This window comes from Micromonospora noduli (assembly GCF_003264475.1).
GTDB lineage: Bacteria > Actinomycetota > Actinomycetes > Mycobacteriales > Micromonosporaceae > Micromonospora > Micromonospora noduli.
On record NZ_PYAC01000010.1, the window covers coordinates 86,288 to 105,467 of the forward strand.

At 70.4% G+C, this 19,180-nt stretch carries 24 protein-coding genes; 10 read left to right on the forward strand and 14 right to left on the reverse strand.

Annotated elements, in window-relative coordinates; translation table 11 throughout:
- Nucleotides 1–207: 207 nt before the first annotated feature.
- The 3 genes from MED15_RS13960 to MED15_RS13970 all read right to left on the reverse strand — a co-directional run bounded on the left by MED15_RS13960 (nucleotide 208) and on the right by MED15_RS13970 (nucleotide 1,788).
- Nucleotides 208–576, reverse strand: coding sequence for a DUF3037 domain-containing protein (locus MED15_RS13960; protein ID WP_091404117.1), 369 nt, complete (start codon nucleotides 574–576; stop codon nucleotides 208–210).
- Entirely contained in the window at nucleotides 573–1,331 is a 759-nt protein-coding gene (locus tag MED15_RS13965) for a HipA family kinase (protein ID WP_112583311.1), read from the reverse strand. Before MED15_RS13965 ends, MED15_RS13960 begins: the two co-directional genes overlap by 4 nt.
- 64 nt (nucleotides 1,332–1,395) lie before the next feature.
- Nucleotides 1,396–1,788, reverse strand: a complete 393-nt coding sequence (locus MED15_RS13970; RefSeq protein ID WP_091404114.1) for a hypothetical protein — start codon at nucleotides 1,786–1,788, stop codon at nucleotides 1,396–1,398.
- A gap of 137 nt (nucleotides 1,789–1,925) precedes the next feature.
- On the opposite strand from MED15_RS13970, the gene MED15_RS13975 reads away from it, so the two are divergent.
- On the forward strand, nucleotides 1,926–3,035 hold the full coding sequence (locus MED15_RS13975) for a winged helix DNA-binding domain-containing protein (RefSeq protein WP_112602331.1): 1,110 nt from the start codon (nucleotides 1,926–1,928) through the stop codon (nucleotides 3,033–3,035).
- A 10-nt stretch (nucleotides 3,036–3,045) separates the two neighbouring features.
- Here MED15_RS13975 and malQ read toward each other — a convergent pair whose 3' ends face one another.
- The 5 genes from malQ to MED15_RS14000 all read right to left on the reverse strand — a co-directional run bounded on the left by malQ (nucleotide 3,046) and on the right by MED15_RS14000 (nucleotide 9,557).
- Entirely contained in the window at nucleotides 3,046–5,046 is a 2,001-nt protein-coding gene (gene malQ, locus MED15_RS13980) for a 4-alpha-glucanotransferase (protein WP_112735861.1), read from the reverse strand.
- Nucleotides 5,047–5,233: 187 nt separating this feature from the next.
- Complete coding sequence (locus MED15_RS13985) at nucleotides 5,234–6,442, reverse strand: ABC transporter ATP-binding protein (RefSeq protein ID WP_091404103.1); 1,209 nt, start codon at nucleotides 6,440–6,442, stop codon at nucleotides 5,234–5,236.
- Between the two features lie 10 nt (nucleotides 6,443–6,452).
- Nucleotides 6,453–7,289 carry a carbohydrate ABC transporter permease gene (locus MED15_RS13990; RefSeq protein WP_091404101.1) on the reverse strand — a complete coding sequence of 279 codons (837 nt, stop codon included), beginning with the start codon at nucleotides 7,287–7,289 and terminating at the stop codon, nucleotides 6,453–6,455.
- Between the two features lies 1 nt (nucleotide 7,290).
- A complete protein-coding gene (locus tag MED15_RS13995; protein ID WP_112602333.1) occupies nucleotides 7,291–8,274 on the reverse strand; it encodes a carbohydrate ABC transporter permease in 984 nt (327 codons plus the stop codon).
- Nucleotides 8,271–9,557: an ABC transporter substrate-binding protein gene (locus MED15_RS14000; protein ID WP_112583026.1), complete on the reverse strand. Its 1,287-nt coding sequence runs from the start codon at nucleotides 9,555–9,557 to the stop codon at nucleotides 8,271–8,273. The genes MED15_RS13995 and MED15_RS14000 overlap by 4 nt, the downstream gene beginning before the upstream one ends.
- Before the next feature lie 213 nt (nucleotides 9,558–9,770).
- On the opposite strand from MED15_RS14000, the gene MED15_RS14005 reads away from it, so the two are divergent.
- Genes MED15_RS14005 through MED15_RS14015 form a run of 3 tightly spaced genes read left to right on the forward strand, consistent with a single transcriptional unit; the run spans nucleotide 9,771 to nucleotide 10,846 of the window.
- Nucleotides 9,771–10,148 (forward strand): PadR family transcriptional regulator, encoded by a 378-nt coding sequence (locus MED15_RS14005; RefSeq protein WP_112726869.1) that lies wholly within the window; start codon nucleotides 9,771–9,773, stop codon nucleotides 10,146–10,148.
- Between the two features lie 3 nt (nucleotides 10,149–10,151).
- Nucleotides 10,152–10,619 (forward strand): hypothetical protein, encoded by a 468-nt coding sequence (locus tag MED15_RS14010; RefSeq protein ID WP_112735863.1) that lies wholly within the window; start codon nucleotides 10,152–10,154, stop codon nucleotides 10,617–10,619.
- On the forward strand, nucleotides 10,619–10,846 hold the full coding sequence (locus MED15_RS14015; RefSeq protein ID WP_112735865.1) for a hypothetical protein: 228 nt from the start codon (nucleotides 10,619–10,621) through the stop codon (nucleotides 10,844–10,846). Before MED15_RS14010 ends, MED15_RS14015 begins: the two co-directional genes overlap by 1 nt.
- A 70-nt stretch (nucleotides 10,847–10,916) precedes the next feature.
- On the opposite strand, the gene MED15_RS14020 is transcribed toward MED15_RS14015, so the two are convergent.
- Nucleotides 10,917–11,171, reverse strand: coding sequence for a flavin reductase (locus MED15_RS14020; protein WP_112602373.1), 255 nt, complete (start codon nucleotides 11,169–11,171; stop codon nucleotides 10,917–10,919).
- A 280-nt stretch (nucleotides 11,172–11,451) separates the two neighbouring features.
- Between MED15_RS14020 and MED15_RS14025 the strand changes: the two genes are divergently transcribed.
- Nucleotides 11,452–12,252 (forward strand): helix-turn-helix domain-containing protein, encoded by an 801-nt coding sequence (locus tag MED15_RS14025; protein ID WP_112726867.1) that lies wholly within the window; start codon nucleotides 11,452–11,454, stop codon nucleotides 12,250–12,252.
- A complete protein-coding gene (locus tag MED15_RS14030) occupies nucleotides 12,246–12,428 on the forward strand; it encodes a DUF397 domain-containing protein (RefSeq protein ID WP_091405267.1) in 183 nt (60 codons plus the stop codon). Before MED15_RS14025 ends, MED15_RS14030 begins: the two co-directional genes overlap by 7 nt.
- A 184-nt stretch (nucleotides 12,429–12,612) precedes the next feature.
- Here MED15_RS14030 and MED15_RS14035 read toward each other — a convergent pair whose 3' ends face one another.
- Complete coding sequence (locus tag MED15_RS14035; RefSeq protein WP_112735867.1) at nucleotides 12,613–13,686, reverse strand: DotU family type IV/VI secretion system protein; 1,074 nt, start codon at nucleotides 13,684–13,686, stop codon at nucleotides 12,613–12,615.
- Nucleotides 13,683–14,024 carry a PadR family transcriptional regulator gene (locus MED15_RS14040; RefSeq protein ID WP_112583021.1) on the reverse strand — a complete coding sequence of 114 codons (342 nt, stop codon included), beginning with the start codon at nucleotides 14,022–14,024 and terminating at the stop codon, nucleotides 13,683–13,685. Before MED15_RS14040 ends, MED15_RS14035 begins: the two co-directional genes overlap by 4 nt.
- A 114-nt stretch (nucleotides 14,025–14,138) precedes the next feature.
- Here MED15_RS14040 and MED15_RS14045 point away from each other — a divergent pair, with 114 nt between their 5' ends.
- From MED15_RS14045 to MED15_RS14055, 3 genes are all read left to right on the forward strand, one after another.
- On the forward strand, nucleotides 14,139–14,843 hold the full coding sequence (locus MED15_RS14045; protein WP_112602339.1) for a VOC family protein: 705 nt from the start codon (nucleotides 14,139–14,141) through the stop codon (nucleotides 14,841–14,843).
- Nucleotides 14,844–15,028: 185 nt separating this feature from the next.
- Nucleotides 15,029–15,460 carry a RusA family crossover junction endodeoxyribonuclease gene (locus MED15_RS14050; RefSeq protein WP_112735869.1) on the forward strand — a complete coding sequence of 144 codons (432 nt, stop codon included), beginning with the start codon at nucleotides 15,029–15,031 and terminating at the stop codon, nucleotides 15,458–15,460.
- A 47-nt stretch (nucleotides 15,461–15,507) separates the two neighbouring features.
- The gene (locus MED15_RS14055; RefSeq protein WP_112583018.1) at nucleotides 15,508–15,783 is read left to right on the forward strand and encodes a hypothetical protein; all 276 of its coding nucleotides are present in this window, start codon (nucleotides 15,508–15,510) and stop codon (nucleotides 15,781–15,783) included.
- A gap of 13 nt (nucleotides 15,784–15,796) precedes the next feature.
- On the opposite strand, the gene MED15_RS14060 is transcribed toward MED15_RS14055, so the two are convergent.
- Together MED15_RS14060 and MED15_RS14065 are read right to left on the reverse strand one after the other, a co-directional pair.
- Nucleotides 15,797–16,582 carry a L,D-transpeptidase family protein gene (locus MED15_RS14060; RefSeq protein ID WP_151497410.1) on the reverse strand — a complete coding sequence of 262 codons (786 nt, stop codon included), beginning with the start codon at nucleotides 16,580–16,582 and terminating at the stop codon, nucleotides 15,797–15,799.
- Nucleotides 16,583–16,992: 410 nt separating this feature from the next.
- Nucleotides 16,993–17,703 (reverse strand): HAD family hydrolase, encoded by a 711-nt coding sequence (locus tag MED15_RS14065; RefSeq protein ID WP_112735873.1) that lies wholly within the window; start codon nucleotides 17,701–17,703, stop codon nucleotides 16,993–16,995.
- A 171-nt stretch (nucleotides 17,704–17,874) separates the two neighbouring features.
- Between MED15_RS14065 and MED15_RS14070 the strand changes: the two genes are divergently transcribed.
- Nucleotides 17,875–18,513 (forward strand): hypothetical protein, encoded by a 639-nt coding sequence (locus MED15_RS14070; protein WP_112602340.1) that lies wholly within the window; start codon nucleotides 17,875–17,877, stop codon nucleotides 18,511–18,513.
- A gap of 30 nt (nucleotides 18,514–18,543) precedes the next feature.
- On the opposite strand, the gene MED15_RS14075 is transcribed toward MED15_RS14070, so the two are convergent.
- Nucleotides 18,544–19,122 (reverse strand): TetR/AcrR family transcriptional regulator, encoded by a 579-nt coding sequence (locus tag MED15_RS14075; protein ID WP_112602341.1) that lies wholly within the window; start codon nucleotides 19,120–19,122, stop codon nucleotides 18,544–18,546.
- Between the last annotated feature and the right edge of the window lie 58 nt (nucleotides 19,123–19,180).

The following is a 19,180-nucleotide window of genomic DNA, read 5'->3' on the forward strand; positions in this document are numbered from 1 at the left end:
CCGGTCCGCCGGCTCAAGTTTTCCGCAACTTCCCGGTCGTTCCGGCCCGACGTCGCGCCCGGACCGCGATCCTGGTGCCATCGGTGCCGGCGGGATCGAGCCGCCGCCCCGCACCGGGCACCTGAACGGGGGATCGCGCTCCGCCGGCAACGGCGCTGGCGCAGCGCGATCAGGGGACGATCACCGCTCCCCGCGCCCCGCTCCGGCTCAGCGGACCAGGGTCGCCATCAGCCGGTCCAGCTCGGCCGCCGGGTCGACGGTGAGACCGGTGTGCACCGGCCCCGTCTGGATCATCGTGCTACGCGGCGCGGCCAACCAGTGGAACCGCTCACCGAGGCGCATCCGGGTCGCCGGCCCGTCACCGGAGCAGGTCCGGTCCCAGGAGTCGAGCACCGCGGCCACCGCCGGCAGGTCGACGTCGGGCGCCAGCGCGCGAACCCGGTCGGCGTCCAGGTGCGTCCGCGCGGCCAGGAAGTCGCGCTGCTGGCAGTAGAGCAACACCCCGACGTTGATCTGCTCACCGCGCTCGATGCGGGGCACGAGCCGGATCAGCGCGTACTCGAAGGGTTGCCTCATGCCCCGCTCCCCGATGGCAGCCAGTCGGCCGTGCGGGCGACCCGGCGGGACAGGTGATTCAGGTACGCGTCGCGCGCCGCGTCGGCCGTCTCGAAGTCGGCGGCGGTCAACCACTCCCCCGGCACCAGGGCCAGCACCTCGGTGAGCAGCTCCGGGGTGACCTGGGGGGCCAGCTCGGCGTCGGCCTCGGCCAGCCGCGACGCGTACGGCGCCAGCACGTGGTCCTCCGCGCGGTAGGCCCGGTGCACAGCGGCCTCGGCGCGTGGCCAGTTGTGGTGGAAGTACAGCGAGGCGCCGTGGTCGATCAACCACAGCTCCCGGTGCCAGACGAGCAGGTTCGGATTGCGCCAACTCCGGTCGACGTTCTCCACGTACGCGTCGAACCAGAGCACCCGGGAGGCCAGCGCCGGGTCGACGGGGTGCGCCACCGGGTCGAAGCCCAGCGCCCCGGGCAGGAAGTCCATCCCGAGGTTGGCGCCGCCGCTGTTGCGCAGCAGCTCCTGCACCTCCTGGTCGGGCTCGGCCCGCCCGATCACCGGGTCGATGTCGAGGACCACCAGCGGCGGCACCCGCAACCCCAGCCGGCGCGCCAGCTCACCGCAGATCACCTCGGCGATCAGCGCCTTGGGCCCCTGCCCGGCGCCTCGGAACTTCGCCACGTAGGTGCCGAGGTCGTCGGCCTCCACCACGCCCGGCAGTGACCCACCCTCGCGCAGCGGGGTGACGTATCGGATCGCGGTGACCTGGCGGAGCACGCCGCCCACCCTACTGTGGCCGGCAGGGACGGGTGGCTGGCCGGCCCAGACCGGCACGCGCGGGTCAGTCGAGCTTGTCGCGTAGCTTGTCGACCTGGGTCTGCAGGCGGTCCACAGCGTTCTCGTTGTTGACGAACGTGGTGATGCCCGCGGCCAGACCGAGCCCGATCAGCACGGCCAGGATGCTGAGCACCAGGCCGCCGATCGACACGCCGCGACCGGTGACCCCGGGTCGGCGCGCCATCTTGAGGCCGACGATGCCGAGGATGATCCCGATGATGCCGAGGACCAACCCCAGCCAGGCGAGGATCGCCGTCAACACGCTGAACAGACCAGCCACTCCGAACACCAGGGCGAAGGTCGCCGCGGCGCTCGTCTTCGCGCGGGTGTCCCCCCGATGGCCGCGGGATCCGGCCGTTACGCCGGCGCCCCGCGCCGGCTCGCTTGCGGCAGTCATGAGATTCCCTTCCGTACGCGCGGCGCGCGTACTTGCGGCGAGGGCATTCCCCCGACGACCGCCGTTACGCCTCCCACCAGCAGGAGTGTCGGTGGTCGGCCCTAGGCTGGCCGCCCGGCCACGAAAAGGAGCGCCCGATGCCTGTCGACCTCAGCGCGGCCGACGCGCTGGCGCTGCGGATGACCAGCCTGCTGCTGCGCCCACACCCGAGCATCCGACCCGGCACCGTCGCCGAGGTGGTCGAGTGGTTCGGCGCGATGCAGGCACAGGATCTGGCCAGCGGGCTGTGGTCGCTGGGCGCCCGGCTACCCGGTCGCAGTGTGGCCGACGTGCAGGCGGCGTTGGAGCGGCGTGAGGCGCTGCGGACCTGGCCGATGCGGGGCACCGTGCACCTCGTCCCGTCCGCCGACGCCCGCTGGATGCTGGAGCTGACCGGCGTACGATCCCTGGCCGGCGTGGCGACCCGGCGGGCGCAGCTCGGGCTCACCGAGGCCGACGCGGACCGGGCGGTGGAGGTGCTCGGCACCGCGTTGGCCGGCGGCGGGCGACTCACCCGCGCGCAGTGCCTGGCCACCCTGCGGGCGGCCGGCCTGGGCACCGACGGGCAGCGTGGCTACCACCTGCTGTGGTATGCGAGCGTTCGCGGCGTGACGTGCGTGGCGCCGAACGTCGGCACCGAGCAGACCTTCGCCCTGCTCGACGAGTGGGCACCCACGTCCCACCGGCTGGAGCGGGACGAGGCGCTGGCTCTGCTCGCCCACCGCTACGTTCGCGGGCACGGCCCGGTCACCGACCGCGAGTTCGCCGGGTGGAGCGGCCTCACCCTGACCGACGCCCGGCGCGGCCTGGCCGCCGCCGACGACGCGCTGAGCACGGTACGCGTCGACGGCACTCCGATGTACGTCGACGCGGCAGTGGCCGACGCGCCACGCACCGCGCCGGACGACGTGTTGGCGCTGCCCGGCTTCGACGAGTATCTGCTCGGCTTCCGGGACCGCACGTTGATGCTCGACCCCGCCCACCAGGCGGCCGTCGTGCCGGGCAACAACGGCATCTTCCAGGCCACAGTGGTCCGCGCCGGTCGGGTGGTGGGCGTGTGGAAGCGCAAGGTCGGCCGCACCGCGGTCACCGTGACGATCCAGCCGCTCACCACGCTCGACGCCGCCGCACGGGCCCGGGTGGAGCAGGCGCTCGGGCGCTACGCCGCCTTCCTCGGGCTGCCGGCCCGCTACGACTGGTTGACCTGACCCGGCGGCGTCACTGCTCCGGTGGTGCCGGGTCGGCCGGTCGTGGGCGGGCGGCGCTGAGCAGGTCGACGATCCGGGTCACCCGGGGGTCCGCGCGGATCTGCGCCACGCTGGCCGGCAGCGGCAGCCGCCAGTTCGGGTACTCGTCCACAGTGCCCGGCATGTTGGGTTGGCGCACCTCACCCAGCACGTCGTAGAGGGAGACGCCGACCAGCCGGGTCGGGCTGGCCGCGAGCGCGGCGTGCATCGCCACCACCACCTCGCCGTCGTCGGGCGTCTTCGCCGGTTCAGCCGACTCAGACCCCACAGCCGGCTCGGGCAGCAGTCTCTCGGCAGCCAACATCGTGAGCAGCCGGTCCCGATCGTCGGCGGCGCGGGCCCGCTCCACCGCCACGTCGGTGCCGAGCAGCTTCAACTCGTCACGCACCCGCACGTGCTCACCGGTCAGGAAGCCCGGCGCGGTGGGCAGGTCGTGGGTGGAGATGGTGGCGAGGGCGTTGCGCGGCCACCGGGCCGGCGGGACGAAGTCACCGGCCTCGTCGCGGGCGAACCACAGCACTGTCGAGCCGAGCATGTTGCGCCCCCGCAACCCTCGGGTCACCGCCGGTTGGACCGTGCCGAGATCCTCACCGACCACCACCGCGCCGGCCCGGTGCGCCTCCAACGCGAGGATGCCGAGCATCGCCTCGGCGTCGTAGCGCACGTAGGTGCCCTCGGCGGCGCCGCCGCCCGGCGGCACCCACCACAGTCGCCACAGGCCGGCGACGTGGTCGACCCGCAGGCCACCCGCGTGCCGCAGGACGCGGCGCAGCATGTCCCGGTAGGCGGCGTAACCGGTGGCGGCGAGCCGGTCCGGGCGCCACGCGGCGAGCCCCCAGTCCTGGCCGAGCTGGTTGAAGTCGTCCGGTGGCGCGCCGACCCGCACGCCCTGGGCCAGCACGTCGGCGAGCTGCCATCCGTCCGCGCCGCCCGGGTCGATGCCGACGGCCAGATCGTGCAGGACACCGACCGGCATTCCCGCCGAGCGGGCCGCCGCCGTGACGGCGTCGAGCTGCTCGTCGCACAGGTGTTGCAGCCAGGCGTGGAAGGTGACCCGGTCGGCGAGGCGCCGACGCTGCTCGGCGACCGCCGGGGCGTCCGGGTGGTGCAGTTCCGCCGGCCAGGCACGCCAGTCGTTGCCGTGCCGCTCGGCGAGCGCGCACCAGGTGGCGAAGCTGGTCAGCGCCGGGTCCGCGGCAAGATCCACCGGCTGGGCGTACGGATGCAGCAACTCCAGGGCGCGCCGCTTGGCGGCCCACACCTCGTCGTAGTCGATCAGGGGCCCGCGGTCGGGACGCAACGCGTCGACCACCGCACGGGTGGCCGGGTCGGCCGCCCGGTACGCGGCGGTGTCGCTGACCCGTAGGTACAGCGGGTTGACGAAGCGTCGACTGGCGGGCGAATACGGTGAGGTGGCCACCGGATGCGCCGGCCCGACCGCGTGCAGCGGGTTGAGCAGCACCAGCCCGGCCCCGGTGTCACCGGCCCACCCGGTGAACTCGGCGAGGTCACCGAGGTCTCCCATGCCCCAGGAGCGCTCCGAGGTGAGCGCGTAGAGCTGGAGCATCCACCCCCAGCTCGACGGCGGCACCGGCAGCCGGCGCGGCACCACCACCAGTGTCACCTCCCGGTCGGCGCAGGCCAGCCGGTGCCAACCCAGCGGCAGGTCCGCCGGCAGCTCACCGTCGACCGCGCGACGGCCACCGTCCTCCAGGGTCACCACCCCGGGGCCGGGCAGCGCCCGGCTGCGCCCTTGGGTGAGCACGACCGTCTCCGGCAGGGCGCTCCGGTCGACCGCGCGGGCGGCGGCGAGCGCGTCGGCGATCGCCGACGGGCTGCTGGCGTCCACGCCGAGCAGCCCCAGCACACCCACCACGGTGTCCGGTGCGACAGCGACGCGGCGGTGCCGCCAATCCTCGTACCAGGTGGAAACACCGTGCGCGTTTGCCAGCGCGGCCAGTCGTCGGTTCATGCCGTCCCCCGCTTCACGACGAAACCTGCGACCACCTTGCCACGCCCGCCCCCACACCGCAGGGCACGCGCCCCCGCCCGCGCCCCGCGCGCCCCCGCCGCGCCGATCTTGCACTTCCTGTCCCGACACAAGGAGCCTTCCACCTGTATCGACAGCCGAAAGTGCAAGATCGGCGCGAGAAGGGCCGTCAGTCGGCGAGCGCGCCGGCGGCTCGACCCTCGTGCAGGGTCAGGTTGCGGCCGTTGGCCGGGTCGAACAGGTGGATCTTCTCCAGGTTGAACCAGACCCGCCGCGTCTGCCCCTCGGCGACCGGGGACTCGGCGGACAACCGGGTCACCAGGTTGCCGCCGGCACCGGCGAAGTCGGCGGCGCCCGCGTCGGCGGCCAACTCCTCCAGCTCGGCGGCGCTGGCCTTCTCCCCCTCGACTGTGAAGTAGACGTACTTGTCCGAGCCCATCGACTCGACGATGTCCACCGGCGCCTCGAACTCCATGCCCCGCCGACGGGTGTCGTCGTCGACCAGTTCGGCGTCCTCGAAGTGCTCGGGCCGGATGCCGAGGATCAGCTCCCGGGGCGCGTCGGCCGACTCCAACTCCCGGCGGACCCGGTCACCGATCGGCACCTTGCCCAGGGCGGTGTGCAGCTCGCCGTCCTGCACGGCGGCGTGCAGGAAGTTCATCGACGGCGAACCGATGAAGCCGGCCACGAAGAGGTTCTTCGGGTGGTCGTACAGCTCCTGCGGCGGCCCGACCTGCTGCACCGCGCCCCCGCGCATGATCACCACACGGTCGCCGAGGGTCATCGCCTCGGTCTGGTCGTGGGTGACGTAGACGGTGGTGGTGCCGAGCTGCTTCTGCAGGCGGGACACCACGGTGCGCATCTGCACCCGCAGCTTGGCGTCGAGGTTGGACAACGGCTCGTCCATCAGGAACGCTTTCGGCTGGCGGACGATCGCCCGGCCCATCGCCACCCGCTGACGCTGGCCACCGGAGAGGTTGGCCGGCTTGCGGTCCAGCAGCGAGGTCAGCTCCAGCACCTTCGCCGCCTCGTCGACCTTGCGGTCGATGGTCTCCTTGTCGAGTTTCGCCAGCCGCAGCGGGAACGCCATGTTCTCCCGCACTGTCATGTTCGGGTACAGCGCGTACGACTGGAACACCATGGCGATGTCCCGGTCCCGGGGGGCCTTGTCGTTGACCCGCTGCCCGGCGATGCGCAGCTCACCGGAGCTGATGTCCTCCAGCCCGGCGATCATGTTGAGGGTGGTGGACTTGCCGCAGCCCGAGGGCCCGACCAGGATCACGAACTCGCCGTCGGCGATCTCCAGGTCGACGTCCTGCACGGCGACGGTCCCGTCCGGGAAGCTCTTGCTCACCTTGTCCAGCACGATGTCAGCCATGACTACCCACCTATCCCTTTACCGCGCCGGAGGTCAGGCCGGACACGATGCGACGCTGGAAGAAGAGAACGAACAGGATGATCGGAACGGTGATCACCACGGCGGCGGCACAGATCGCCCCGGTGGGGTCCTCGAACTGCGACGCGCCGGTGAAGAACGACAACGCGGCCGGCACCGTGCGGGACCGCTCGGTCGAGGTCAGCGAGATGGCGAACAGGAAGTCGTTCCAGCAGAAGATGAAGACCAGAATCGCCGTGGTGAACAGCCCGGGCGCGGCCAGTGGCGCGATCACCCGCCGGAACGCCTGCCCCTGGGTGGCGCCGTCCATCTTCGCGGCCTTCTCCAGATCCCACGGGATCTGCTTGAAGAACGCCGACAGCGTGTAGATCGCCAGCGGCAACGCGAAGGTGATGTACGGCAGGATCAGCCCCAGCCAGGTGTCGAAGATCTTGAGCTGACGCTCGATCTCGAACAGCGGCGACACCAGTGACACCTGCGGGAACATCGCGATCAGCAGGGAAACGCCGACCAGCAGCTTCTTACCGGGGAAGTCCAGTCGGCTGATCGCGTACGCGGCCATCGCGCCGAGCACCACAGCGATCAGCGTGGCGATCAGCGCGATGCCGATCGAGTTGACCAGCGCCCGGACGAACTGGTCGGTGTCGAAGATGGTCCGGTAGTTGTCCAGCGTCCACTCCCGGGGGATGAAGTTCCCGTCGGTGAGGGTGGCCGGCGTCTTGAACGACAGCGACGCGATCCACAGCACCGGGACCAGCGCGAAGACGACCACGAGGACGTCGAGCAGACCCCAGCGCAGCTTTGCCCTGGTAGTGGTTTCGACAGCCATGTCAGCGCCTCTCTCCGTCGTCGCTGCCCGGAGCAGCGGTGCCGAACAGCTTCACGAAGACGAAGGCGATGATCGCCACGGTGATGAAGATCAGCACCGACATCGTCGAACCGATGCCGAGGTTGAGGCCCCGGATCAGGTTGTTGTAGGCGAGCATCGACACCGACGACGTCTCGTTGCCTCCGGCGGTCAACACGAAGATGTTGTCGAAGACCCGGAACGCGTCCAGGGTGCGGAACAGCAACGCGACCAGGATCGCCGGCTTCATCACCGGCAGCATCACCTTGGTGAACTTCTGCCAGGCGGTAGCGCCGTCGGTGGAGGCCGCCTTGAGCAGGTCCTCCGGGACCAGCGCCAGGCCGGCCATCAGCAGCAGCGCCATGAACGGGGTGGTCTTCCAGATCTCCGCCAGCATGATGATCGCCAGGGAGCTGGCCCGTTCGGTGAGCGGCGCGCCGTCGCTGAACAGGTCGGCCAGGTAGCCGGTGCCGGGCGTCCAGGCGTACCGCCAGGAGAACGCGGCGACCACTGTGACGATCCCGTACGGGATCAGCGCCGAGGTCCGGACCAGGCCGCGCCCGACCAGGGTGCGGTGCATGATGATCGCCAGGCCCATGCCGAGCACCAGCTCGACTGCCACGGTGACCACCGTGATCAGCGCGGTCACCCCGAACGCGGTCCACCAGAACTCGTTGGTGAGCACCGTGACGTAGTTCTCCAGCCCGATGAACTCACGCTGGTCGGGGAAGCGCAGGTCGAAGCGCTGCAACGACAGCCAGACCGAATAGATGATCGGGTACGCGGTCACCGCGATCATGACCAGCGCGGCCGGCGCGCAGAGGAGCAGACCGAGCCGGCGTTCGGCCTTCTTGTTCTCGCTCAACGGGGGCTTGCGACGGCCGCCGCGTTGTTTCGGTACGGCGGCGGGCCGGCGGGTCTCGTCGGCGGCGACGTCGGCGCCGGTCGGCGTGGCGTTGATACTCACGGCAGGACCCCCTTGGACTGGAGGGCGTCGGCGATGGCGCCGCGCAGCTCGTCGGCGGTCTGCTGCGGGCGGATCCCGGACGGCGGCGACAGGATCGCCGACATCACTGTGGAGATGCTCTGGTAGGCGGGGGTCAGCGGACGCGTCGCCGGTTCCTTCAACTCCTCCAGGATGGTGTCCTTCATCGGGTACGCCTCGGTCATTTCCGGGTCGTCGAAGACCGCCTCGATGGTCGGCGGCACACCGTCGTTGATGGCGGAGAACTTCTGGTGCTCGGCGCTGCGGATGCACCGGGCCGCCTCGAAGGACTGCTCCGGGTGCTTGGAGTAGGAGCTGACCGCCAGGTTGACCCCACCGATGGTGACCTTGCTGGGGGTGCCCTCGTCGATGCCCGGAATCCGAGCCCAGCCGACCTGCTTGGCCAGCTCCGGGTTCGCCTCCTGAAGAGCCGGGTAGACGAACGGCCAGTTCACCTGGAACGCGCCCGCGCCGGACTGGAACTCCAGCCGAACCGGGTCCTCGGTGGCGTTGCTGAACGACGGCGAGGTCACGCCCGACGTGGCGAACTTCTTCAGCTGTTCCAACGCCCGGACCGTGCCGTCGTCCATCACGGCCTTCTTGCCGTCGTCGCTGAGGATCTTGCCACCGGCGCTTTCGGCCAGGGTGTTGTAGAGGACGACCAGACCCTCGTACTGCGCGCCCATGGTGAGCACCTGGTACGGCTTGCCCTGGTCCTTGAGCTGCTGGGCCGCGCTGATCATCTGGTCCCAGGTGGTCGGCGGCTGCGGCACCAGGTCCTTGCGGTACCAGAGCAGCTGGACGTTGGTGTTCTTCGGCGCCGCGTACAGCTTGTCCTCGTACCGGGCGGTGTCCAACGGCCCGGCGAGGGTGCCCTGCTCGACCTCGGCCTTGTCCTGGCCGGTCCACTCGCGGATCCAGTCGGCGCTGGCGAACTCCTGGGTCCAGGTGACGTCCAGCCCGAGCAGATCCATCCCGCTGTCCTCGGCGGCCAGCCGGCGCACCATCTGCACCCGCTGGTCGTCGGCCTGCCGGGGCAGCACCCGGTAGGCGATCTCGTACCGTCCCTGGGCCTGCGCGTTGCAGTCGTCGACGACCTTCTGCAGGTTCTGCTCGGGCGGGTAGTACAGGTTGATCGTCGGTGGGCCACCAGCGTCGTCCGCGCCGCACGCGGCCAGCGGCGCGACGAGTGCCAGCGCGGCAGCCGCCGCGCCCAGCCGAACAACCGGCCGGCGTCGGTGTCGAGCCGTTTCGGGGTCCGTCATCGCCCTCCCCCTCTCCTCGGCGAAAGACCGGGGAGGGCATCCGTGCCCCGGCGCACGGCGAGCCGATTCCGAGTCGGCAAGCTGCGGAAACTCCGGCCCGGATGCTCTGTAGCGGCTACTCTGCCCCACCCGTGAAGTCGCGAAACATGGCTGTCACAGCGGAAGTCCGCGCCGGTATATCGTGACGCCAAATAGCAAGGTAGTATGTGTCGCATGGTAGCGGCGGAGAGCCAGCCCATCGACGACAACGACCGGCAGACCCAACTCCTGCGGGGCGCGCTGGACATGTGCCTGCTGGCGCTGCTGGCACGCGAGCCCGCGCACGGCTACGAGCTGGTTCGGCGGATGGAAACGGCCGGCTTCGGCGCCATCAGCTACGGCACCATCTATCCCCTGCTGACCCGCATGCGCCGACTTGGCCTTGTCGCCCACGAACAGCAGGTCAGCCCGACCGGCCCGCCCCGAAAGGTCTACGCGCTGACCGACTCCGGTCAGATCCACCTGGATGCCTGGCAGAAACAGTGGAACCGCTTCACCGACACCGTCGACGCCGTTCTCTGCCCGCTCGACCACAACCCCACGAGGAGTTGACCCATGGACACCATCGACCGCCTTCTGGGCGAAGCCGACCAGGCGTGGCGGGGGTACGGGGTCGGCTCGGCCGATCGGGCGGCACTCGCCGCCGACCTGCGCCTCGACCTGCGGGCCGCGGCCGCCGACGGGGGCGATCCCGCGCAGTTGATCGGCGGTGACGTGGCCGGCTTCGCGCGGCGGCTCGCCGACGAGGCGGGCGTCCGGCGGGTGCGCGGCGACTACGGGCGCATTCTCGGCACGGCACTGATCGGCGCGGTGCTCGGTGTCGTGCTCGGCTACGGCCTCCTGATGGCGGCCTACCCGGCCTTCGTCCGCATGATCGACATCCCCGCTCGATCGACGTACCGGTCCAGCTCGCCGTCGCCGTCTACTACGGCATACCGGCCGCCGTGGTCATCACGGGAGCGGTCATCGCGGTACGGACCCGGCTACGCGACCTGCCCAGGATCCGGCGGACGGCTCAGTTGATGAGCGTCCTCATGCCGGTGGCCGGCATCGTCATCATGCCGATCACCGTCGCCTTCGCCTGGGCCACCGGCTACAGCGCGGCGCCGCCCGTGGTGGTCGCGGAGATCGCCATGGTGCTGGCCGCACTCGCGGGCGCCACGGTGCTGGCGCGTCGCTTGTCACTGCGCGAGGGCCGGACCGCCGCCGAGACCTCGCACGCGGACGCGACCAGAGTCAAACCCGCCTGACGGTACGAGCAGCGCCAGGCCTTGCGCACAAGCTGCTGGCCCTGACTTCCTGCGCGCTGCTGCCCGAGCGTCAGCTCCGGGCCCTGGCCCAGGAGAGGAAGCGCTCGGTCATCCTGGTCGGTGGATGATCCGGGTGGAGTTGGGTGAGCTGATTCGTCGCCTCGTGCATCAGAGTGCCGAGGTAGATCAGCAGTGCGGTTCGGCTGGTCCGGTACTCCGTCAGCAGGGCGAGCTTGGCCGGCTGGCAGGGCCACTCGGTGCCACAGTTCCGGCACCGCCACAGCGGGCGCATGGCGACGTGCGGGACGGGCGGCCGGACCACCATCACCGCCACCGCGCCGAGGGCTGCTGGGCTGTCGGGGTGAGCACATCGACCTCCTCGGGGACGGGGAAGGGGCCGCTCCCGCAAGGGGGAGACGGGAGCGACCCCGGAGGGCAGGGCCCGCCGCCGCCATTCCGGCCACCAGCGGACCCGCCACTGGTGACAGTGTGGTGATGAGGCGACTACCGTCGATACGTGCTCGCGCCATTTGTGCAGCTCAGCGGTCCAGGTGAGCACCCATGAGGGACACGCCGAGCCAGACTGAGCGAAGGTTGGGGAATCGATGGGGACCGTAACCGACTACGTACTGGAGGAACTGCGCCTGTTCCGGACGGGGTTCGGGCTCAGTCAGGACGACTTCGGCAGGGGCATCGGTTATTCGGGTTCGCACGTCAGCTCGGTGGAGACCGGCGGGCGACCGCCCACGAAGGAGTACATGAGGGCGGTCGACACCCACCACCAGACCGGCGGACGCTTCCTCCGCATGCTGGACGGGTTGGCCCGGCTCGACGCCGAGCCGGCCTGGCTGCGCGAGTGGATCGAGTTCGAGCGGGAGGCGACCACGCTGCGCTGGTTCGAGTTGGCCTACGTGCCGGGCCTGCTCCAGACCGAGCGGTACGCCCGCGCGACGCTGGCCGGTGGCCGGTTCGATGCCGAGGACGTGGACCGGATCGTCGCCTCCCGGCTGGAGCGCCAGGCGATCCTGCAACGCCCACGCCCGCCGCAGCTCATCGCCGTGCTGGACGAGGCGGTGCTGCGCCGGCCGGTGCTCGACCAGCCGGGCCTCATGGTCGAGCAGTGCGAGCACCTGGTCCAGTTGGCGACGGCGGAGCATATCCAGGTGCACATCGTGCCGGTGGATGCTGGGATGTACCTGGGGATGGGCGGTCAGTTCATCATCGCCGAGATGCCCGACGGTGAGCGCGTGACCTATGCCGACAACCAGCTCACCGCGCAGATCGTCGATGCACCGGCCGACGTCGCTAAGCTGGCAAAGACGTGGGAGATCGTGCGGAACGAGGCGCTCCCCCGCCGGCAGTCAACCGAGCTGATCAAGGAAGTGGCGAAGTCATGGGCATGCTGACCCCACAGTGGCGGAAGTCGACCCGGTCCGGCGGCAACGGCGGAGCCTGCGTCGAGGTCGCCGACAACCTGCCGAGCGTGGTGCTGGTGCGCGACACCAAGGACCGCGACGGCGGCACCCTGCACGTCGATCCGACGGCCTGGAAGGCGTTCGTCGCGTACGCCAAGCAGCACTGAACGTGAACTCGGAAAAGATCCCTCCTGCCTAAGACATGCTCCGGCGGATCTGGAGATCTTGGACAGTTTCCGTTCTGCCGGAACGGAAACCGTCCAAGATCTACCCTGAAAAGCCTCCGACCACCGTCAGTCAGTTCGATGACGAACTACCGTCCCGACCATCGGACAGCAGCGGCCGAAGCCCTCAGCTTGCTATCGCCGCTTCCTGCGTCTTCGGCTGGCTGTCCGGACGGGCGAGCCGGATCGCGGCACCCGCGAGCACGGCACCGGCGATGGTCAGGGCGAGAATCTGCCAGGCCGGCCCCAACGGGTAATAGGAGCCGGGTGTGAATGCGCTGTGCACTGTGAAAACCGGACCGACGTCGCCGTGATCTCGAAATGCCCGCAGTACGTTGCCGTACAGGGCTACTGCCGGCAGAGCGAGCGCGGCCAGCGCGACGGCCCAGAGCCCGGCGGAGGCGCGTCGCCGTTCGGCAGACGCCTCCACGATCCGATAGGCGAGGGCCGCTGCGAACAGCCACCCGACGACAAGTCCGATCAGGATGCCCGTCACGATCAGAGGTAGGAACATGGGCCTGCTCTGCGCCCAGCCGTCGAGGTGGACAGAGCCGTGGTCGGCGGTGAGGTAGCCCCGCACCTGGAGTGTCAGCCCGTTCGACTTGGCGCTGAACGTTGAGTTGCGCATCGGAAGGTCGACGAAGGACTTGGTGTCACTGTTGAACGCGACCGCTTTGCCGCCGAGCGGCGTGATGCCGGAGACCGACCAGCCGTCAGCTGCGAACCGCTGCCGGGCCTTCTCAGCGTCCCAGGCGCCATCGACCTCGGTAGTCGTCGAGATCGACTCTTCCAGCCACGGTGACGCGACACGCAGCTGGATGGAATCGCTGGCGGCACCGCTGGCCCGCTGGGCCAGGCGGGCGATCGTGGCGTCGTCGGGCAGGTCCGCGAACGTCTGGGAACCGGCCCACGACCCGGCGGCCCCACCGAACGCGCCCATTGTCAGGGCGAGGAGGACCGCCGCGATCACCGCGAGCGGCCGGCGTGCGGGGAGCCGGAGCCGGTGGCGCACACCGCTGGCGAGCAGGTGCAGGGCCTCCCCGGGTCGAGGGCGACGCTGCCCGGGCGACGCCATCTCAAGGAGCGTCGTGATCATCTCGGTGCCGTACCGCTGCCGGTACCGGCCTGGGTACGCCAGCAGCAGCTTCCGGTAGTGGCGTTCGAGACTGTGGTCGTCGGTCGACCAGGTGGCGGCGGTCATGCGATCACCGTCCCGAAGCCCAGGGCACCACCGGGGCGCTTGCTCAGCTGGGTGTCGGCCGCCGTGGCATGCCGGCGCAACCGCTCGGCCTGGGTTTGCAGGGCCGCCGCTCCCGCCTCGTTGAGCCGGTAGTAGCGACGCAGCCTCCCGTCGACGACCTCCTCCCGGTCAACCTCGATCAGGTGTTGCTCGACCAGGCGGTCGAGTGCGCCGTAGAGGGTGCCAGGCCGCAGCTTGACGTCGCCGGCCGACAACTCCTCCACCGCCTGTACGACCCCATAGCCGTGCAACGGCTGCGCGGCCAGAGCGGTGAGGATCAGGAAGGTGGATTCATGCATGAGCGCATAGTACGCGCGGCGTTATATAACGGCAAGGATTCTATTCAGGATCGCTCCAGCCCCGAACCTTCTGCCCGGACTGTTCGCCCGGACCGGATCAGGCATGCTGGAACGATGATCGCGCGCTTCAAGGACCTCTGTCTGGACGCCAACGACCCGCTCGCACTGGGCGCCTTCTGGGCCCGGATGCTCGACGGTGACGTGGCCGATGCCGGTGACGGTGACACCCGGGTGGACCCCCGCTCGGCGCGCTCGAACGCAGAGTCCATCTGGGTGAACAAGGTGCCCGAGCCTCGGGTCGGCAAGACCCGCGTACACCTGGATCTGCGGTTGGCCGACGCGGACCCGGCGGCGTTGCTCGCGGACGGCGCCCGGCTGGTCCGCGAACCGGGCGGCGAGGCGACCTGGTGGGTGCTCGACGACCCGGAGGGCAACGAGTTCTGCGCGTTCCCGGCCCGCGACGGCACCCGACCGGGCCCGTTCGAGCTGGTGGTGGACTCGACCGACCCGGCGGCGCAGGCGACCTGGTGGGCCGGGGTGGTCGGCGGCACCATCGAGCACGAGTCGAGCACGTCGTCGGTGGCCGGCGCGGCCGGGTTCCCGTGGGAGTACTGGGTGTTTGTCGCAGGGCTCGAGCCCAAGACGGTCAAGAACCGGCTGCACTGGGACGTCGACCTGGTCGACCCTGAGCCGATGGCGCTGATCGCGGCGGGCGCGACACTGCTGCGGGAGCCGCTCGACGAGGCGCACTGGTGGTGGGTGCTGGCCGACCCGGAGGGCAACGAGTTCTGCGCCTTCGCACCACGCCCCACCGGGTGAACGACCGACTACCGAGCGCGGGCGTCGTCGGCTAGCGTTTTCCTAGCGCCGTAGCCGGCGCGTTCGCCGCCGCCGTCGACACGCCTCCGGCCGACCCATGCCTGCCCGATCGGTTGGTAATCGCGGGAACGTCCCACCGCCGCGCCCCCGGTTCGGCAGGATCGTCCCAACGAGGAGGTGCCGTCGTGCAGGACACCCGCGCTCTCGCCCTGACGTTCGAGGTGAGCGGCCTGCCACCGGTCAAGACCGAAGCGTTGTCCATCTTCGCCGCCGGCCACCGGCAGGCGACGAGGGTCCGCACCCTGCTCCAGGCCGCTCTCGCCGCGGCCCAGCGCACCGGCTGGACGCCGTTGCCCGGGCCGATCGAGGTGGACCTGGTGTTGCGCTGCCCGCCCGGGCACCGTACGTCCGACGCCAGCACCCTTCTCGGCGGCGTCTGTGAGGTGTTGCAGGACAAGAAGCGGGTGTCGAGCATCGGCCTCGCCCACCTCGGCGTGCTGGTGGACGTCGCCCTCTACGACGACGACCGGCAGATCCGCCGGCTGTCGTACCACGAGGAGCCGGCGGAGGAGTTCTCGTACCAGGTGCGGGTCGCCGCCGTACCGACCGGGGTTTGACCGACGTTCGCGGTGGGGTATCGCGGACGCCGAAGAAGGGAGCACCGATGTCGGAGCCACATGTCACGCTCGACCCCCGCGGGCTCGATCCTGTGCAGCAGAAGCTGCGCGGCCCGCTGGAGGAGCAGCTGACCTCGGCGCTTCAGGCGGCCACCGAGCGGATCCGCGCCGACTACGGCGGCGAACCGGTCGAGCAGGTTTGCCAGCGACTGTTGGAGGAGACCCGCTCCGGGTTGCATCCCGACATCGCTGCCGGGTTCAACCCGGACATGGACGAGTTCTGCCGGGTCGCAGTGTCGATCGTCCGGCGCGACGCCGGCTGAGTCGCCCCGATTGTCAGTAGCGGCTGAGCTGGGCGTACGGGCTGAGCACGATGCGTGGCGACAGCGCCGGGTCCAGCCAGTTGAGCACGTCGACCAGGTGACCGTTGGCGAGGGAGACGCAACCAGCGGTGGCGTTGCCGGCGCTGGTGCTGAACTGGTGCAGGAAGATCCCGCTGCCCGCGTTCGGCACCGGCTTCGGCACGTTCGGCGGCATGTTGTAGGTGATCACCGCGAAGTGCGTGTACGCGGGGACCTCCTTCCACAGTGCTTCGCTGGCCCCGCCCGGGTTGGTCGCACTCTGCTGGAAGGTGTTGTAGAGCGCGGACGACGGGTTCTCGTTCCACCAGTCACCGCTGACGAGCCGGTGGTAGGGGAATCGCACGCCCGGGTTGGCGGCGATGCCGTACATGGTGGGGCCGATCGAGTAGACGCCGGTCGGCGTGGTCGGCACACCCTCCACGTGGTTGTCGCTGAAGCCCTTTGAGCCGATCCGGGCGGGCAACGACGCCGAGGCCGGCTGCCAGGTGCTCCGGACCCGCACGAACGCCTCCAGCGTGGCGTAGGTGGTGGTGTAGCTGCTGGCCCCGACGATGATCACCTGCTTCGTCTCCGCCGGCAGCGTGGTCAATGCGCTGGCGCGGTTCTGGGGCTGCCACTTCGGCAAGGGTCGCTGCACCGCGGCCGTGCCCCAGCCCGGCCGCAGCGGCCGGTCCGCCGCGAGTGCGGGCGCGGCCGGGACGATCACGGCTGGGGCGACCAGACCGGCCGCCGCGCCGAGTAGGAGAGATCTGCGCTTCATGCCGCCATCCTGACAGTCGAACCGGCGCGCGGTCTGCCCCGCTCGCATCGGTCGAACGACTCGCGGGCCGGGTCAGGACCGGGTCCGCAACTACCCGGCCCTGACCCTCGGCCGTCCGGCAGGGAAGCGGACAGCTCCGGCACCCCGCCGCGCGGGCGTGGCACGACGCCACGCGCCAGAACGGGGTGAGCCAGCCACTTCGCACTCAGCTCCACGGTGCTCACCCGCCGAAGGCCGACGCGCCCCCGACACACCCCGACGGGCCGTGAGCGCCGGACCAGGTTAGGCGCGCTCCGGCCGGCCGGACAAGCCGGGTCGGACGACCGGCGGCAGGACTGATCCCACGCTCAAAATCGGGCAGTTTGGCGTAACGCGACCATGATCGCCGACGCTGTTTGGCTTCGGTACGGTCAGAAGTGGCGCAGCAGGTCCCGGAACGCGGCGAGCCGCAGCACCCCGCCGTCGGTCGGGTCCAGCTCGTCGTCCTCCAGCACCCAGGTGTTCGCGTTCGGAATGAACACCGCGTTCAACCCGGCGGCACGCGCCGGCAGGATGTCGGACTTCGGGGAGTTGCCGATCATCCACGCGCCGTCCGGCGCGAAGCCGTGCTCGCGAGTGAGCCACCGGTACGTGTCGACGTTCTTCTCGGCGACGATGTGCGCGGTCCCGAAGTGGTGCAGCAGACCGCAGGCGTCCAGCTTGCGCTGCTGCTCCTCCCGATCGCCCTTGGTGAGCAGCAGCAACTCGTGCCGTCCGGCCAGCTCGTCGAGCGCGTCGGCCACCCCGGGCATCAGCTCCACCTGGTGCTCGACGAGGGCCACCGCCAGCCGGTCGATCTCCTGACGTTCGGAGTCGGTGGCCGGCCGCTCGCGCAGCCGCTCCAGGCACTCCGCCAGGCTGCGCAGGAAGACCTTGCTGCCGTACCCGTGCGCCACCGCGTTGGCCCGCTCGATGTCGTCGAGGACGGCCCGCAGCGCGGCCCGGTCCAGGGTGGGGTGGTCCAACCAGCCCAGGAAGTCGTCGATCACCCGCTCGAAGACGACGTTGTTCTCCCACAACGTGTCGTCCGCATCGAAGATCAACACTTGCGCCTGTCGTCGCGCCGCCACACCGACCGTCATGCCATGCCCTCCCCGTGCCACCGTCGCCAAGGCCGAGAGACAGGATAGGCGGGAGATCGATTTGAGATCTTCCGGATTTTCGTGAACCGTTCCGGCTCGGCCGTCGTCATGCGGAGGCGACATCCATGATGATTCCCGCCCAGGTTCGGGACGCCTCTTGAGGAGTACGGCATGTTCACCATGAAGTGGGTCACCGGCGCGGCGATGCTGGCGTGCACCGGCGCGCTGGTGGCGTGCCAGGGCGGTGCGGACAAGGCGCCGGGCGCCGCGGCGGGCACGCCGACGCCGTCGGGCGCCGTGACAGGCGCGCCGACGCCACCGGCGCCGACCACGTCATCGGCAGCGGCGACCGACCCACTGCTGTCCGGCAAGCGCGAGGTCACGATCACCCGGGTGCAGGGTTCGGGGAAGCCGTTGGAGATCAGCGGGCGGCTCGAGGAGGGCGGCGACACCGGCGGTCGGACCCTGTTCGTGCCGACACCGATCGGCGGCGACCGGTACGTGATCAGGGCGTTCGGCACGAAGGACGGCCACCCCGCCAACGACGATCCGTCCTGCTGGCAGGTGAACGGCCTGGACATCGAGCCCGAACTGACCATCGGGGCCGTCGTCTGCGACCAGGACGACCCGATCCAGCGGTTCACCATCATCGCCAAGGGCGACGGCACGTACGCGATCGGCAGCGAGACCCGATTCCTCCAGCACCTCCCCGGCAACGGCCTCGTCCTCAAGGAGTTGGGTAACGCCAAGCTGGACACCACGTTCCGGTTCGCCGACAAGGGCCCGGCCGACCGCCAGCCCATCAACTGACCGCGATCAGGGGGCGTCGGTGCGACCTGGTCAGGGCCACCGCAGCAACCGTTGCGCGATCAACGCTTCGCGGTCCTCCTGCCCCTCGGGTCGCAGCCGGCCACCGCGGGTGAGCATCACCACGCCGTGCAGCAGGCTCCAACCCACCTCGGCCAAGGTGTCCGGGTCCCGCCCCTCGGCCAGCGGGGTCAGGGCCGCCCGCAGCTCGGCGAAGACCGCCCGCGGCGCGGCCGGCACGCCATCCACGCCGAGAGCCAGGTCGGGGGTCAGCGCGAGCATCGCGTCATAGACCTCGGGATTCGTGTACGCGAAGTCGAGGTACGCGGTCGCGACCGCCGGCCAGACCCCCTCGGGGCTCCCGGCGGTTTCCGCGTGCGCCTCGGCGAGGTCGGCAGCCAGATCGGCGAAGGCGCACACCGCGACCGCGGCGATCAGCGCCTCCAGATCGGCGAAGTGCCGATAGATGTCGCCCATGTCGATCTCGGTTCGTTCGGCGAGCCGTCGGGTGGTCACACCCGCCCAGCCCTCCGTCTCGGCCAACTCTCGCGCGACCGTGACGATGAGGTCACGCCGGTCCTGTTCAGTGGCCTTCTCGGCAGGTCCGGGCACGCCCACGAGCGTAGAGGCGTACACCTGCCGTAGCGGTCTGGTGACGGATTGGTGACTG